This window comes from Pseudomonas sp. NPDC077186 (assembly GCF_044543505.1).
Classification (GTDB): domain Bacteria; phylum Pseudomonadota; class Gammaproteobacteria; order Pseudomonadales; family Pseudomonadaceae; genus Aquipseudomonas.
On the sequence record NZ_JBITWE010000006.1, the window covers coordinates 94,409 to 109,190 of the forward strand.

Consider the following 14,782-nt stretch of genomic DNA (forward strand, 5'->3'; position numbering starts at 1 on the left):
CGGCCTGGACGGCCCCGCGACACCTACGAATGTCCGCGGACGCTAGCTATTGCGCCTTCTTGCGGATCCAGTACAGGTAGGTGCCGTCCTCCTCGGCCTGGCCGAGCAGCTCGTGGCCGAGGAACACGCAGAACTTGGGAATGTCGCGACGGGTCGAGGGGTCGGTGGCCACCACCTTGAGCAGGCCGCCGGGTTGCAGGTCGCGCACCTTGTTGTGCAGCATCATCACCGGCTCGGGGCAGTTCAAGCCGCTGGCATCGAGCAGATCGTCGTGGGACAGGGTCAAGGCATCGGACATAAGGGGGCTCCACTGGTAGGCGCGCATTGTCGCGCAAAGCTGACCTCCAGGTCACCTTGCCCGCACAACCTTGGATGGGCGGCGCCTGCCCGGCATCTGCGGCACAGTGCCTGCGCTCCGGCGGGTTAGGGACAGCCCGCACGCCAGTTCCGGGCGGAGCCCGGAGCGCCGCGGGAGCCCGAGCCGGGCGTTTGCCCGGGCTCGGTTGAATACCGGCCCGACGCCGCGGCGCCGGGCTAACCTATGGGGAAGCAGCCGAGGCCCCGCCCATGCCCGATCGCCAACTGTCGCAGCTCTGGTGTCTGATCCGCCTGGACGACAACGGCAACGAGTTCGTCGTCCGCGACGGCCTCGAGCGCGCCGCTGCCGAAGCGCTGGCGCGCACCTTCGAGGCACGCGGGCACAAGCAGAGCTACTGGATCAGGGCGCAAGGGCCGGAGGCCGAAAAGCCCCCGGAAGCCGAGTGATGGCTGCAGCCTGGGAATCACCGCCTGATCCAAGGATGCCGCAGGGCTGCCCAGGTCGCGCGCCCCTGGTACGCAGGGCGCAGCCTACGAGGCCCAGCGGGATACCGCCGCTACTTGCCCAACCGGCGCAGATGGCAGGTGACTTCCTCGCGATCGTGATACAGCTGCTTGCAACCGATGCCGACCTTCATGCCGCGCTCCGCCAGCCCCGCCTCGATGCGCTCGAGCAGGCGGCGCACCTCGGCGTAGCGCTGCTTCATCGGCAACTTGAGGTTGACCACCGCCTCGCGGCACAGCCCCTCGCCCAGCCAGGTCTCGATCAACGCCGCCGTGCGCGCCGGCTTCTCGACTATGTCGCAGACCATCCAGTGCACCGGATGGCGCGGGCGGAACAGGAAACCATCGGCGCGCTGGTGCACGACGAACCCCGAATACATCAAGCTCTCGGCCATCGGCCCGTTGTCCACCGCGGTGACACGGATTTCCCGGTTGACCAGCTGCCAGGTCCAGCCTCCCGGCGCGGCACCCAGGTCCACCGCGGTCATGCCCGGGGCCAGGCGCTGATCCCACTGCTGGCGCGGGATGAAGTGGTGCCAGGCCTCCTCCAGTTTGAGCGTCGAGCGGCTCGGTGCCTCGCGGGGGAACTTAAGCCGCGGAATACCCATCGGCCACATCGCCTGGTTGTCCGCCTCGGCGATGCCGGCGAACACCTCGCGGCCGCTCTTGAAGGTCAGCAGCAGGCGCGGCTTGCTGGCGTCGTCCACCAGCTTGCCGGCGCCCCGCAGGGCCTTGCGCAGCGGCGCCTCGAACTTCTTGCAGAAGGTCGACAGCTCCTTGCCCTCGTTGGTGTCCACCACTTCCAGCCACAGGCTGCCGCACTGCGGGTAGTCGGCCAGGGCCTTGAGCAGCACGCCGATGCGCTCGCTCTCCGGCAGGCTGACGAAGGCGCCGCGGGCCCACTGGCGCGGAAAGATCAGGCTGTTGAAGCGCACGCTGCGCATCAAGCGCGCGCTGTCTTGCGCCTCGTGGCAGATAAATTCGGCGCAGGCGCCGCCGGGCTTGGCCTTGGAGTAGCCGGCCACGTCCAGACGCGCGGCCAGCTCGGCGATCTCGGCGCAGACCTCGCCTTCGAAACCGGGGCGGCAATGGAAAAACAGGGTATTCATCGGGACGTCTCCTTGGGCCGCGCATGATACCCGAGGCGGGAACCGCGGACGCCACCTTCCTGTCCAGTGCTAGGCAGATCGCCAGCAGCCAATCCCCCAACGGCGCTGGCCAGACCGCCCAAGCGCAACTAGCTTGAACCCTCTGCAGTCATCAGAAACGGCCCGACCGTGCGGGCCTCAAGGAGAAGTGCAATGCCCTCCCTCGACAGCCTGAACTGCCGCCGCGAACTGAAAGTCGGCGGCGCCACCTACCACTACTTCAGCCTGCCCGAGGCGGCCCAGCGCCTCGGCAACATCGACCGCCTGCCCAAGTCGCTCAAGGTGCTGCTGGAAAACCTGCTGCGCTGCGAAGACGGCCACACCGTCAGCGCCGCCGACCTGCAGGCGATGGCCGACTGGCTGGACAAGCGCGGCTCCGAGCGCGAGATCCAGTTCCGCCCGGCGCGGGTGCTGATGCAGGACTTCACCGGCGTGCCGGCGGTGGTCGACCTCGCCGCCATGCGCGACGCCATGGCCAAGGCCGGCGGCAACCCGCAACGGATCAACCCGCTGTCGCCGGTGGACCTGGTCATCGACCACTCGGTGATGGTCGACCGCTACGCCTCCGCCAGCGCCTTCCACGCCAACGTCGAGCTGGAGATGCAGCGCAACGGCGAGCGCTACGCCTTCCTGCGCTGGGGCCAGCACGCCTTCGCCAACTTCAGCGTGGTGCCGCCGGGCACCGGCATCTGCCACCAGGTCAACCTCGAATACCTGGCGCGCACCGTATGGACCAAGGAGGAAGACGGCGTCACCCTCGCCTTCCCCGACACCCTGGTCGGCACCGACTCGCACACCACCATGATCAACGGCCTCGGCGTGCTCGGCTGGGGCGTCGGCGGCATCGAGGCGGAAGCCGCCATGCTCGGCCAGCCGGTGTCGATGCTGATTCCCGAGGTGATCGGCTTCAAGCTCAGCGGCAAGCTCAAGGAAGGCATCACCGCCACCGATCTGGTGCTCACCGTCACCCAGATGCTGCGCAGCAAGGGCGTGGTGGGCAAATTCGTCGAGTTCTACGGCGACGGCCTGGCCGACCTGCCGCTGGCCGACCGCGCCACCATCGCCAACATGGCGCCGGAATACGGCGCGACCTGCGGTTTCTTCCCGGTGGACGCCATCACCCTCGGCTACCTGCGCCTGTCCGGCCGCCCGGAGGCCACCGTGCAACTGGTGGAGGCCTACTGCAAGGCCCAGGGTCTGTGGCGCGAGCCCGGCGCCGAGCCGCTGTTCTCAGGCAGCCTGAGCCTGGATCTGGGCAGCGTCGAAGCCAGTCTGGCCGGGCCGAAACGCCCGCAGGACCGCGTCGCCCTCGGTCAGGTCGCCCAGGCCTTCGACGATTTCCTCGGCCTACAGCTCAAACCCACGGCCAAGGAGAACGGCCGCCTACTCAACGAAGGCGGTGGCGGCACGGCCGTCGGCAGTGGCCAGCACGGCGACGAGGTGGATTATGAAGACGACGGCCAGACCTACCGCCTGAAGAACGGCGCGGTGGTGATCGCCGCCATCACCTCCTGCACCAACACCTCCAACCCCAGCGTGATGATGGCCGCCGGCCTGCTGGCCAAGAAGGCCGTGGACAAAGGCCTGCAGCGCAAGCCCTGGGTCAAGAGTTCGCTGGCACCCGGCTCCAAGGTGGTCACCGAATACTTCGCCGCCGCGGGCCTGACGCCCTATCTGGAAAAACTCGGCTTCGACCTGGTCGGCTATGGCTGCACCACCTGCATCGGCAACTCCGGGCCGCTGCGCGAGCCGATCGAACAGGCCATCGCCCAGGCCGACCTGAGCGTCGCCTCGGTGCTGTCCGGCAACCGCAACTTCGAGGGCCGCGTGCACCCGCTGGTGAAGACCAACTGGCTGGCCTCGCCGCCGCTGGTGGTGGCCTACGCCCTGGCCGGCAGCGTGCGTCTCGACCTCAGCCAGGAGCCGCTGGGCACCGGCAAAGACGGCGCGCCGGTCTACCTCAGGGACATCTGGCCGAGCCAGGCCGAGATCGCCGAGGCCATCGCCAAGGTCGACACCGCCATGTTCCGCAAGGAATACGCCGAGGTGTTCGCCGGCGACGCGCAGTGGCAGGCCATCGAGGTGCCGCAGGCCGACACCTATGTCTGGCAGGCGGACTCCACCTATATCCAGCACCCGCCGTTCTTCGAGGACATCGCCGGCGATCCGCCGCATATCGGCGATATCCATGAGGCGCGCATCCTCGCCCTGCTCGGCGACTCGGTGACCACCGACCACATCTCGCCGGCCGGCAACATCAAGGCCGACAGCCCGGCCGGGCGCTACCTGCGCGAACAAGGCGTGGCGCCCGCGGACTTCAACTCCTACGGCTCGCGCCGCGGCAACCATGAGGTGATGATGCGCGGCACCTTCGCCAATATCCGCATCAGGAACGAGATGCTCGGTGGCGAGGAAGGCGGCAACACCCTGCATATTCCCAGTGGCGACAAGCTGTCGATCTATGACGCGGCCATGCGCTACCAGGAAGCGGGCACCCCGCTGGTGGTGATCGCCGGCAAGGAATACGGCACCGGCTCGAGCCGCGACTGGGCGGCCAAGGGCACCAACCTGCTAGGGGTCAAGGCGGTGATCGCCGAAAGCTTCGAGCGCATCCACCGCTCCAACCTGGTGGGCATGGGCGTGCTGCCGCTGCAGTTCAAGCCCGGCTGCGACCGCAAGACCCTGGGCCTGACCGGCCGCGAAAAGCTCGGTATCCACGGCCTCGACGGCGTCGAACTGCACCCGCACATGCCGCTGTCGCTGGCCATCGTCCGCGAAAACGGCCAGCGCGAGGAGGTCGAACTGCTGTGCCGCATCGACACCTTGAACGAGGTGGAATACTTCAAGGCCGGCGGCATCCTGCATCATGTGCTGCGGCAGATGATCGCCAACTGAAACGAGCGGGCCAGGGACGGCCCGAGTCGCGACGAAACCGTGACGCCAGGCAAAATCCGTTTACACTGCGCGCCACGGTTTTCTCCCTCAACTTCGCCGCTTCGCGGCCGATGCAGAGGGCATTACAACGACGGATACCTGCCATGCGTAATAACCAACCGGTCACTCAGCGCGAGCGCACCTTTCCTGCGCAGCAGCGCCTGATCTCCACCACCGACCTCAAGGGCCAGATCACCTACTGCAACGACGCCTTCGTCGAGATCAGCGGTTTCTCCCGCGAGGAACTGCTGCGCGCGCCGCACAACATCGTGCGCCACCCCGACGTGCCGTCGGCGGTGTTCGAGCACATGTGGAGCACCCTGAAAAAGGGCCGGCCGTGGATGGGCATCGTCAAGAACCGCAGCAAGAACGGCGACCATTACTGGGTCAACGCCTACGTCACGCCGATGACCGAGAACAACCAGGTGGTCGGCTACGAATCGGTGCGGGTCAAACCCAGCGCCGAACAGGTGCGCCGCGCCGAAGCCCTCTACGCGCGGGTCAATGCCGGCAAGACCGCCATTCCCAAACGCGATGCCTGGCTGCCGGTGATGCAGGCCTGGCTGCCGTTCATCCTGGTCAGCCAGATCGGTTTCCTGATCGGTCACTGGCTCGGCAGCGGTTGGGGCTTCGCCCTCGCCGCCCTGCTCTCCATCCCCCTGGGCCTGGCCGGCATCGCCTGGCAGACCCGCGGCGTCAAGCGCCTGCTGCGCCTGGCCGAGCAGACCACCTCCGACCCACTGATCGCGCAGATGTACACCGACAGCCGCGGCGCCGAAGCGCGCCTGGAAATGGCCATGCTCAGCCAGGAAGCGCGCCTGAAGACCTGCCTGACGCGCCTGCAGGACACCGCCGAACAGCTCACCCAGCAGGCCCGCGAGGCCGACAAGCTGGCGCACAACAGCTCCGCCGGCCTGGAGCGCCAGCGCCAGGAAACCGAACAGGTCGCCACCGCGGTCAACGAAATGGCCGCCACCACCCTGGAGGTGGCCAGCAACGTGGCGCGCACCGCCATCGCCACCCAAGAGGCCAACCGCCTCACCGGCGAAGGCCGCGGCATCGCCGCGGAAACCCGCGAAGCCATCCAGCGCCTGTCGCAATCGGTGGGCGACACCGGCGAAACCGTCACCCGCCTGGCCCAGGACAGCAACGAGATCGGCGGCGTGGTCGACGTGATCAAGGGCATCGCCGACCAGACCAACCTGCTCGCCCTCAACGCCGCCATCGAAGCCGCCCGCGCCGGCGAAATGGGCCGCGGCTTCGCCGTGGTGGCCGACGAAGTACGCTCGCTGGCCCAGCGCACCGCCGAATCCACCGGTCAGATCCACGCCCTGATCGCCAAACTGCAGCGCACCGCCGAAGAAGCGGTGATGACCATGGAAATCGGCCGCAAACAGGCCGACGAAGGCGTCGAGCGCGTGCTCCAGGCCGACCAGGCCCTGGCCGGCATCAGCGACGCGGTGGCCAATATCGCCGACATGGCCAACCAGATCGCCGCCGCCGCCGAGGAACAGAGCGCCGTGGCCGACGAGATCAACCAGAACATCACCACCATCGCCCAACTGGCCGACCAGACCGCGGGCGAAGCGCAAAGCACCGCCAAACTCAGCGAAGCCCTCACCGGCACCGCCCAGGGCCAGTACGCCCTGGTCGAACGCTTCAACCGCTAAAACGCAAAAGGCGCGGCGGGCCAACCGTTGCGCCTTCCTTGCCGTCCCGCCGCCCCCCGTAGAAGCGAGCTTGCTCGCGATCCTCCCCGCCTCGCCTCCCTGCTTCCCGCGCCCTGAATCGCCCCACAAGTAGTGAGCAATAGCTTTTTCAATCCCGCCGCCAGCGCGGCCGCATTCATCTGTGGAAGTTCTGCACAGAGCATTTACCGTCACTCCCGCGAAGGCGGGAGCCCAGGTGCGACGGAGGTACTGGATTATCCCCCTTCGGGCCAGCGCAAACGCTGTTCAGCGATAAAGCTGCTGTCCCGCCTGCGCGGGAATGACGACTATCTCAGCGTGTCCCTGTCCGGCCTTGCGTCGGGCCTTGTCCTGGCCATTCTGTAACTCGCGCAGCGGGGGCCGAACAATCGATATTGAATCGCCCCAGCCGACGCCTTGCATATCCGGGCTATGCGCAATCGATCGACATCGAGCCGCCACAAAGCGTTACATCATCTTTAAGTTCGATGGGCTCGCTGCTTGGGCGTTTGTTGTGGTATTGGCAGAACGGCACGATCCAGACGATGCGCTTGTCATCGTCATCGCGAACATGCGCCCCGACCTCGACGAGCCTTCCGCAGCCCTTGGCCACGCACTTGGCCGGCAGTGGTTTGTTGGTTCCTCTCTGCCAGTGACCGAGCCAGGTCTTTGGCAGGCTTGAGCACTGACACTTTCGCGATGAAGTACCGTCCAAGTTGTATACGAAATATGGCATTTGCGTCGCTCCCTCTGACAGGCAGGTCCATAGGATGTCACCCAGTCGTTGGGTATAGCACGACCTCGCCGAATGCACCTGGCGTGCATATGAAGGGCGTCGAGTCGCGGAAGAAGTTCTTCGCCCTGCTGATGCACCTGTTCAACCACCAGCCCCACCACCGCTGCCAGGCCAGCACGCTGCTGTCGCAGGCGGGCGTGGATATCGGGGTGACCGATCTGCTGGCCTTGATTGCAGATGAGCCGGAATAGAGATCTTGTCTGGGCTCAACGGTCGTTCGCACGCGATGAGCAGCGGAGGGCAAGTCGATTTATCGCGAACAAATTGGCCATGTCCCTGTTAGCTGTGGCCAGGTGCGCCAGGCAAGGCTCGGGCGCCTTGCAAGGTGGGCCGGGCGGCGATCCGCTTTTCCGCCATTGGTGGGCTAAAGCCCACCCTACGAGCCTTTGCACTTAACGCAGACATAGCCAATAAATTCGCACCTACACCAGCGGGATCGGAGCATCGCCCAGCGGCTCGCGATCCGCTCTGCAGAGGGTTCGAACTCAGAGCCCGGCCAGCTTCAGCCAGTGCGCGTAGAAGCCCTCGGCCACCTGGTTCAGCGCCCGCACCTTGTCGCCCAGGTTGTCGCGCATCGCGGCGATGCTCTGCTGGCTGGGCTGGCTGGCGTCGAGCAGGTGGGCCCAGTCGTCGAGCCAGAGCTCGACCAGCTCTTCGGTCATTTCCGGGTGGCCCTGCAGGGCCAGCACCTTGTCGCCCCAGGCGAAGGCCTGGTTGTCGCACCAGCGGCTGCCCAGCAGCGGTTGCGCCCCCGCTGGCAGGGCAAAGGTGTCGCCGTGCCACTGGAAGATGCTGAAGTGCTCGGGTAGGTGCGCCAGCCAGGGGCTGTCCGCCGCCGCGCTGCGGCGCTGCATGGCCTGCCAGCCGGCTTCGGTGTAAGGCATGCGGCTGATACCGGCGCCCAGGGCCTTGGCCAGCAGTTGGCCGCCCAGGCAGTGGCCGACGATGGGAATGTCGCGGGCGATAAAGCGCTGCAGCGCCGCCACTTCCTCGGCGATCCAGGGCAGCGGGTCGTTGACGCTCATCGGCCCGCCCATCACCGCGACCGCCCTGGGCCGCTCCAGGTCGTAGCCACGCAGCTCGCCGAGGTCGGCGCGCAGCACCTCGAAGGCGCAGCCACGCGCTTGCAGCACCCGCGCCAGGTGAGCAGGCGGGCAATAGTCGATATGGGTGAGGATCAGGATGTCGGCCATGCCGCGCAGTCTGCGCGATGGCCTCGGGCAAGTCGAGGCGCGCTGACGGTTGGCGCCATCGACCGGCCACGCGGGCCGGCCGATGGACTGTCGAGACAATGCCCTAACGGGCAGCGGACGCCTTCACCTCCTGGGTAACGCCCCAGCCGTCCAGCGTGCCGCCCAGGGGCAGGACGATGGACTCCAGGTCATGTTCGAACGCGCCGATACCGGCATGGGTGGCGTACATCACTTTGCTGATCTGCAGGTGCCAGGCGCCGTCCTCGCGGGCGGAAACCTGGGCGTTGAGCGACTCGCCGCGAAAATTCCTGGCTGCCATGCGGGCCCGCTCCTCATCGGGAAAGATGGCGTAGAACTCGATCGGGTGAAACTGGGCGAAGTCGAACCCCCCTTCTTTCATCCGGCGCAGCACCGAGGTGCTGGCGTCTTCGTGGAAGGCTGTGCTCATAAACGACCTCCTCTCAGGCGATGGATGGATTGACCGCTTTCCCATTGCGACCGCCCAACTGCGGCGGTGTCGCGGCACCTTGGCGGCGCCGCCCCGAGAATCAAGCAGGCTGCTTGATGTGTCTGTTGACGCGCATCGACGACTGCCCGGCAGGACACCAGGCTGAAAACCGTCCTTTGCAGGGTAGCCGCTGGCCGCCGGATTCGCCTGCAACGGAAAGGCCTTGTGACAAAGCCGGCGACCGGCGGCCATTGGCCAGCCCGGGCGTCGGCGAGCCGTCTCAAGCGGCGGCTGGCCCGCCGTGCGCACCATTGTCAACGCTGGCGGTGCGCACGGCGCCCGCTAGAGCGCCAATGATTCTGCGCTAAGAACGGCTGAGCCAGGCCATGATCGCTCTATTGATCCAGCCCGGGGTGATCTGCCCCAATGCGTAGAGCAGGCGGAACTGCAGGCCCACCGGGCGGTGCACCGCGGCGCCCTGGGCTTGTTGCCAGGCCGCCTCGGCGATCTGCTCGGCCTGCAGACGCACGCCGAGGCGGCGCATCACCGGCGGCGGTTCGCCCTGGCTGGCGACCATCGGCGTGTTGACGAACGGCGGCATCAGGTCGCCGACGCGGATGCCATGGGCGCGCCATTCCAGCTCCAGCGCCTCGGTCAGGCCGCGCACGGCGAACTTGCTGGCCGAGTAGCTGGCCAGCTGCGGCACGCCGTACACCGCCGAGGCCGAGCCCATGTTGATCACCTGCGCGCCGGGCGTGGCCTTGAGGTAGGCGAAGGCGGCATGGCTGAGGTTGAGCACGCCGAGCAGGTTGATCTGCAGCAGGCGCGTGTGCTGCTCCAGTTCGATGGTCTCGAAGGCGCCGGTACGCAGGATGCCGGCGCCGTTGAACAGCAGGCGCAGCTGGCCGTCGTGCAGGGCGCAGAAGTCGGCCAGGGCGGCCTTGACCGCGCCGGCGTCGACCACGTCCAGCTCGGCGTGCCAGACCCCGCCCAGTTCGGCCGCCAGCGCGGCCAGGGCCTTGGCGTCGACGTCGATCAGGCCGACCCGCCAGCCGCGGGCGTGGAACAGCCGCGCGGTGGCCGCGCCGATGCCCGAGGCGGCGCCGCTGATGAGGATGTTATCCATCACAGCCCCCGTTCGCGGAGGAAGGCCGCCACCCGGGCGATGGCGTAGTCCGCCGCGCGCAGCATGCCGACATGGGCCTGGAACACGTGCCACAGCCCCGGATAACGCTCCAGGCGCACACTGGCGCCGGCGGCCTGGGCGCGCTCGGCCAGGCGCAGGCTGTCACCCAGCAACAGCTCGTCCTCGCCGACCTGGATCAGCGTCGGCGGCAGGCGGCTGAGATCGGCGAACAGCGGCGACAGGCCGGGGTCGCCGCGCGGCAGATCGGCCGGGCAATACAGCTCGGCGGCCTGTTCGATCCAGCGGGGATGGATCAGCGGGTCGCCGGCCGGCGGCTGGTGCATCCGTTCGCCGGTGAAATCGGTGGCCGGCGAGAAGCACACCAGCGCCGCCGGCGCCGGCAGGCCCAGCTCATCGATGCGCAGGCTGCCGACCAGGCTCAGGTTACCGCCGGCCGAATCGCCGCCGATGGCGACCTGCTCGGGCCGGTAACCGGCGTCCAGCAACGCGCGGTAGGCCGCCACCACGTCGTCGCGCGCCGCCGGATAGGGATGCTCCGGCGCCAGGCGGTAGTCCAGCGCGCAGACGTCCAGGCCGCCGCGCTTGGCCAGGCTCGCGCAGATGCCGCGATGGGTCGCCGGCCCGCCGATCATGAAGGCGCCGCCGTGCAGGTAGAGCAGCACGTTGCCGCTGCTGGCCGGCGGCCGATGCCATTCGCAGGGCCGCCCGCCGAGGGTCGCGGCGCTGCGCGTGACTCCGCGCGGGGTCAGGGTGGTGGCGGTGAGCAGGCGCAACACCAGGCGCTGCCCGGCTATCGGCATCGGCGGGCGCACCAGGCCGCGAAACAGCAGGCGCAGGAAGCCGCGCAGCACGCGGCGCAAAATTATCTGCTCGGCGGCTGGTGCGGTGAAATCAGCGGACGCAGTCATAGTCGGCAAGCTCCGGGGTGCGGGTCAGGTGGCGGTAGGTGAAGGTGTAGCCCGGCCAGTTGTTGGTGTGCTTGCCGGAGGCGTTCTGATACCAGCTGCTGCAGCCCTGCGCCCATATCGTTCGGCGGGTGAGGTGCTGCAGGCGCTGGTTATAGCGCCGCTGCACCTCGGGCCGCAGGTCCAGGTAGCGTAGCCCCTGCTCGCGCAGCGCCTGCAGGCAACCGAGCACGTAGGGGTACTGGCTCTCCAGCATATAGAGGATGGAGTTGTGCCCCAGGTTGGTATTGGGCCCGTAGAGCAGGAACAGGTTGGGAAAGCCGCTGACGCTGATGCCCTTGTAGGCCTCGGCGCCATCCTTCCAGACCTGGTTCAGCTCCACCCCGCCCAGGCCGCGAATGCGCATCGGCGCGAGGAAATCGCTGGCGGTGAAGCCGGTGCCGTAGATCAGCACGTCGCAGGGATGCTCGCGGCCATCGGCGCTGACCAGCGCATGCTCGCGCACCGCGCGGATCGGCGAGTCGACGATCTCGACGTTGGCCTGGGCCAGCGCCGGGTAGTAGTCGTTGCTGATCAGGATGCGCTTGCAGCCCATGGGGTAGTCCGGCTGCAACTGCGCGCGCTTGCCGGCATCGGGCATCTGCCGCGCCAGGTGGCGGGTGAAGCGGCCGCGCAGCAGGCGCATCAGCCAGGGCAGGCTGACGAAAGCCAACGCGCGCACCTCGTGGTGCAGGTACTTGAGCAGGCGGTCGACCCGCTGCAGCAGCGGCACGCGGCGCATCAGGGCGATTTCCCAGGCGCGGTAGGCGCGATCCGGCTTGGCCAGCACGTAGGCCGCCGAGCGCTGGAACAGGCTCAGCTGCGCCACTTGCGGCTGGATCTGCGGGACGAACTGGATCGCCGAGGCGCCGGTGCCGATCACCGCCACGCGCTTGCCGGTCAGGTCCAGGTCATGCCGCCAGCGCGCCGAATGGAAGGACTCGCCGCGAAAGCGCTCCAGCCCCGGCAACTGCGGATAGGCCGGGCGGTTGAGCTGGCCGCAGGCGCTGACCAGCGCCTGGGTCTCCAGGCATTCGCCGCCGACCAGCTCGACCCGCCACAGCCCGCGCGCGGCGTCGAACTCGGCGCCCTGCACCTCGGCGTTGAGGCGGATCTGCGGGCGCAGCCGGTACTTGTCCACGCACTGCAGGATATAGGCATGGATTTCCGCCTGCGGCGGGTACTTGCGCGACCAGTCGTGCTTGGCCTCGAAGGAAAAGGAATAGAGGTGCGAAGGCACGTCGCAGGCGGCGCCGGGGTAATGGTTGTCGCGCCAGGTGCCGCCGACCTCCTCGGCCTTTTCCAGGATCAGGAAGTCGTCCTGGCCGGCCTTGCGCAGCTGCATGGCCAGGCCCAGGCCGGCGAAACCGCTGCCGATAATCAGCACGCGCCAGGGCGCGTTCGTACGGGGGTTGTTATGCATTGTGGTCTCCCCGACCAGTGATGGCGATGAATGGATGCTACTTGCGCCGAGCACCGCCGGTTATGGCATAGTCGGTCAATCGATTGTGATTTTCGGACAAACCCATGTCGCCACCCTGGCCCGCGCGCCGCAGCATCCTCAGCATGCAGTTGCTCACCCAGCTGGGGCTCGAACTCGGCCTGGACCTGGACACCTGCCTGCGCGATACCGGCCTCAGCGCGATGCAGCTCGCCGTTCCGCACGGCGAGATCGACGCCGGCCGCGAACTGCAGCTGATCGCCAACCTGGTGCAGGCCCTGCCCGACGTAGCCGACCTCGGCCTGCAGGCCGGCCGCCGCTACCACCTGACCAGCTACGGCGCCTGGGGCTACGCCATACTCAGCAGCGCCAGCGTGCGCCAGGCGGCCGCGTTGGGCCTGCGCTACCAGGGTCTGACCTACGCCTTCACCCGCATCGGCCTGGACGAGGACGGCGTCAGCGCCAGCCTGCGCTTCGACGACGGCGCGCTGCCCGAGGAGCTGCGGCCCTTTATCGTCCAGCGCGATATGCTCGGTGCCCAGCTGATCGTGCGCGAACTGCTCGGCGCCCCGCTGCCGCTGACCTGCCTCGAACTGCGTCAACAGCCGCCGGCCGAGCTCGCGCCCTTCGTCGAAACCTTCGGCCTGACACCGCAGTTCGCCGCCAGCGCCAACCGCATCGGCCTGGCCGCCGGGCAGCTGGATATTCCGCTGCCGCGAGCCAATTCGCAGCTGGTCAGTGCCTGCGAGCAGCAATGCCAGGCGATCCTCGCCCGCCACCAGTGGCACCAGGGCCTGGCCGGCCGCGTGCGCCAGTTGCTGCTGCAGGCGCCGGGGCAGATGAGCGACATGGAAAGAGTCGCCGCCCGCATGCACCTGAGCAGCCGCACCCTGCGCCGCCGCCTGATCGACGAAGGCACCAGTTTCCGCGCCCTGCAGGACGAGGTGCGCCAGGCTCTGGCCGAAGAACTGCTGGCCGCCGGCGGCCTGAGTCTGGAGGAAATCGCCGAACGCCTGGGTTATGGCGAGCTGTCCAACTTCATCCATGCCTTCAAGCGCTGGAAAGGCACCACGCCGGGGCGCTACCAGCGCGGCGAAATCGCTCCGTACGCTGTGCGCACCAATTGACGCCCCCCGACTGCCACGCGTATCGCCTTTGGGTTCCCTGGTGCGCGCGGCGCACCCTACGAGAAGCCCGCCCGTACGCGTTGTGCCTGAGCCTTCGCGAATCACCTAGGGTGCGCCGCGCGCACCACCCTCCGCACACAGGCCAGGCTGCCGCAATTTGAAAGTCATCTTCACGCTGACAGCAGGCCTGCTGCGGGGCTAAGGTGCACCCCATGCACAATATCAGCCTGCTCCTGCCCTACCTGCCGCCCTGGCACTGGCCGCAATTCCACGCCCACTTCGCCCTGCGCGCGGTGCCGGGGCTGGAGTGCCTGACGCCGGACAGCTACAGCCGCAGCTTCCAGCTGGCCGGCGCCAGCGGCTGGCTGCGGGTGACACCGCTGCCCGGGCAGAACGCCCTCGAACTGCGCTGCTGCAGCGCCGCGCCCGTCGCCCTGGAGACCTTGCAGCAGCGCGTGCGGCGCATGTTCGATCTCGACGCCGAGCCACAGGCGATTGCCGCGCACCTCAGCGGCGACGCCCTGCTCGCGCCGCTGCTGCAGCGCAACCCCGGCCTGCGCCTGCCGGTGGCCTTCGACCCGTTCGAGCAGGCGGTGCGCGCCATCGTCGGCCAGCAGGTCACGGTCAAGGCGGCGGTGACTATAGTCGGCCGCCTGGTGCAGCGCCTCGGCACGCCGTTGCACCTGCCCGGCTGCCCCGGCGTCGCCGCACTGTTCCCCAACCCGCAGGCCATCGCCACCGCCGACCTGAGCGGCATCGGCATGCCCGGCAAGCGGGTGCAGAGCCTGCAGCAGTTCGCCGCGCGCATCGCCGACGGCAGCTTGCAGCTGAATCTCGACGACGGCAGCGCGGCGCTGATCGAGCGCCTGTGCGCCCTGCCCGGCATCGGCCCCTGGACCGCCGAGTACATCGCCCTGCGCGCCTTCGGCGAGGCCGACGCCTTCCCCGCCAGCGACCTGGGCCTGCTCAAGGCGCCGCTGTGGGGCGCCGGCGGCATCGACGCGCGCCGCCTCAAGGCCCGCGCCGAGGCCTGGCGGCCCTGGCGCGCCTACGCCGCCGCGCACCTGTGGCACAACTATTCGGGAGGCTGAACG

13 protein-coding genes and 1 pseudogene are annotated in these 14,782 nt (G+C 68.1%); 6 read left to right on the top strand and 8 right to left on the bottom strand.

Annotation, left to right across the window (positions count from 1 at the left end; all coding sequences use genetic code 11):
- Positions 1–46: 46 nt before the first annotated feature.
- The gene (tusA, locus tag ACIGKL_RS21035; RefSeq protein ID WP_397488540.1) at positions 47–286 is read right to left on the bottom strand and encodes a sulfurtransferase TusA; all 240 of its coding nucleotides are present in this window, start codon (positions 284–286) and stop codon (positions 47–49) included.
- A gap of 281 nt (positions 287–567) precedes the next feature.
- On the opposite strand from tusA, the gene ACIGKL_RS21040 reads away from it, so the two are divergent.
- On the top strand, positions 568–765 hold the full coding sequence (locus ACIGKL_RS21040) for a hypothetical protein (protein ID WP_397488370.1): 198 nt from the start codon (positions 568–570) through the stop codon (positions 763–765).
- A gap of 110 nt (positions 766–875) precedes the next feature.
- Here ACIGKL_RS21040 and rlmM read toward each other — a convergent pair whose 3' ends face one another.
- Positions 876–1,931 (bottom strand): 23S rRNA (cytidine(2498)-2'-O)-methyltransferase RlmM, encoded by a 1,056-nt coding sequence (gene rlmM / locus ACIGKL_RS21045; protein WP_397488371.1) that lies wholly within the window; start codon positions 1,929–1,931, stop codon positions 876–878.
- 192 nt (positions 1,932–2,123) lie between these two features.
- On the opposite strand from rlmM, the gene acnA reads away from it, so the two are divergent.
- Positions 2,124–4,865: an aconitate hydratase AcnA gene (gene acnA / locus ACIGKL_RS21050; protein WP_397488372.1), complete on the top strand. Its 2,742-nt coding sequence runs from the start codon at positions 2,124–2,126 to the stop codon at positions 4,863–4,865.
- 143 nt (positions 4,866–5,008) lie between these two features.
- Positions 5,009–6,574, top strand: coding sequence for a methyl-accepting chemotaxis protein (locus ACIGKL_RS21055; protein WP_397488373.1), 1,566 nt, complete (start codon positions 5,009–5,011; stop codon positions 6,572–6,574).
- Between the two features lie 448 nt (positions 6,575–7,022).
- Here the strand turns inward: ACIGKL_RS21055 and ACIGKL_RS21060 are convergent, their stop codons facing one another.
- A complete protein-coding gene (locus ACIGKL_RS21060; RefSeq protein WP_397488374.1) occupies positions 7,023–7,328 on the bottom strand; it encodes a hypothetical protein in 306 nt (101 codons plus the stop codon).
- A gap of 86 nt (positions 7,329–7,414) precedes the next feature.
- On the opposite strand from ACIGKL_RS21060, the pseudogene ACIGKL_RS21065 reads away from it, so the two are divergent.
- Positions 7,415–7,579, top strand: a pseudogene (locus ACIGKL_RS21065) (DinB family protein); the annotation flags it as partial.
- A gap of 294 nt (positions 7,580–7,873) precedes the next feature.
- Here the strand turns inward: ACIGKL_RS21065 and ACIGKL_RS21070 are convergent.
- From ACIGKL_RS21070 to ACIGKL_RS21090, 5 genes are all read right to left on the bottom strand, one after another.
- Positions 7,874–8,581: a type 1 glutamine amidotransferase gene (locus ACIGKL_RS21070; protein ID WP_397488375.1), complete on the bottom strand. Its 708-nt coding sequence runs from the start codon at positions 8,579–8,581 to the stop codon at positions 7,874–7,876.
- Between the two features lie 103 nt (positions 8,582–8,684).
- Positions 8,685–9,029: a ribonuclease E inhibitor RraB gene (locus ACIGKL_RS21075; protein ID WP_397488376.1), complete on the bottom strand. Its 345-nt coding sequence runs from the start codon at positions 9,027–9,029 to the stop codon at positions 8,685–8,687.
- A gap of 364 nt (positions 9,030–9,393) precedes the next feature.
- Positions 9,394–10,155 carry an SDR family oxidoreductase gene (locus ACIGKL_RS21080; RefSeq protein WP_397488377.1) on the bottom strand — a complete coding sequence of 254 codons (762 nt, stop codon included), beginning with the start codon at positions 10,153–10,155 and terminating at the stop codon, positions 9,394–9,396.
- On the bottom strand, positions 10,155–11,084 hold the full coding sequence (locus ACIGKL_RS21085) for an alpha/beta hydrolase (protein WP_397488378.1): 930 nt from the start codon (positions 11,082–11,084) through the stop codon (positions 10,155–10,157). The genes ACIGKL_RS21080 and ACIGKL_RS21085 overlap by 1 nt, the downstream gene beginning before the upstream one ends.
- Entirely contained in the window at positions 11,068–12,543 is a 1,476-nt protein-coding gene (locus tag ACIGKL_RS21090; RefSeq protein WP_397488379.1) for a flavin-containing monooxygenase, read from the bottom strand. The genes ACIGKL_RS21085 and ACIGKL_RS21090 overlap by 17 nt, the downstream gene beginning before the upstream one ends.
- Positions 12,544–12,647: 104 nt before the next feature.
- Here ACIGKL_RS21090 and ACIGKL_RS21095 point away from each other — a divergent pair, with 104 nt between their 5' ends.
- Both ACIGKL_RS21095 and ACIGKL_RS21100 read left to right on the top strand, forming a co-directional pair.
- Positions 12,648–13,688 (top strand): AraC family transcriptional regulator, encoded by a 1,041-nt coding sequence (locus ACIGKL_RS21095; protein ID WP_397488380.1) that lies wholly within the window; start codon positions 12,648–12,650, stop codon positions 13,686–13,688.
- A 212-nt stretch (positions 13,689–13,900) separates the two neighbouring features.
- Positions 13,901–14,779, top strand: a complete 879-nt coding sequence (locus ACIGKL_RS21100; protein WP_397488381.1) for a DNA-3-methyladenine glycosylase family protein — start codon at positions 13,901–13,903, stop codon at positions 14,777–14,779.
- Positions 14,780–14,782: the final 3 nt, after the last annotated feature.

What these genes read in the sequence shown, in the direction of transcription:
- ACIGKL_RS21040 (WP_397488370.1), top strand. Translation starts at nt 568, where the DNA reads ATGCCCGATCGCCAACTGTCGCAGCTCTGGTGTCTGATCCGCCTGGAC.
- rlmM (WP_397488371.1), bottom strand. Translation starts at nt 1,931, where the DNA reads ATGAATACCCTGTTTTTCCATTGCCGCCCCGGTTTCGAAGGCGAGGTC.
- acnA (WP_397488372.1), top strand. Translation starts at nt 2,124, where the DNA reads ATGCCCTCCCTCGACAGCCTGAACTGCCGCCGCGAACTGAAAGTCGGC.
- ACIGKL_RS21055 (WP_397488373.1), top strand. Translation starts at nt 5,009, where the DNA reads ATGCGTAATAACCAACCGGTCACTCAGCGCGAGCGCACCTTTCCTGCG.
- ACIGKL_RS21060 (WP_397488374.1), bottom strand. Translation starts at nt 7,328, where the DNA reads ATGCCATATTTCGTATACAACTTGGACGGTACTTCATCGCGAAAGTGT.
- ACIGKL_RS21070 (WP_397488375.1), bottom strand. Translation starts at nt 8,581, where the DNA reads ATGGCCGACATCCTGATCCTCACCCATATCGACTATTGCCCGCCTGCT.
- ACIGKL_RS21075 (WP_397488376.1), bottom strand. Translation starts at nt 9,029, where the DNA reads ATGAGCACAGCCTTCCACGAAGACGCCAGCACCTCGGTGCTGCGCCGG.
- ACIGKL_RS21080 (WP_397488377.1), bottom strand. Translation starts at nt 10,155, where the DNA reads ATGGATAACATCCTCATCAGCGGCGCCGCCTCGGGCATCGGCGCGGCC.
- ACIGKL_RS21085 (WP_397488378.1), bottom strand. Translation starts at nt 11,084, where the DNA reads ATGACTGCGTCCGCTGATTTCACCGCACCAGCCGCCGAGCAGATAATT.
- ACIGKL_RS21090 (WP_397488379.1), bottom strand. Translation starts at nt 12,543, where the DNA reads ATGCATAACAACCCCCGTACGAACGCGCCCTGGCGCGTGCTGATTATC.
- ACIGKL_RS21095 (WP_397488380.1), top strand. Translation starts at nt 12,648, where the DNA reads ATGTCGCCACCCTGGCCCGCGCGCCGCAGCATCCTCAGCATGCAGTTG.
- ACIGKL_RS21100 (WP_397488381.1), top strand. Translation starts at nt 13,901, where the DNA reads ATGCACAATATCAGCCTGCTCCTGCCCTACCTGCCGCCCTGGCACTGG.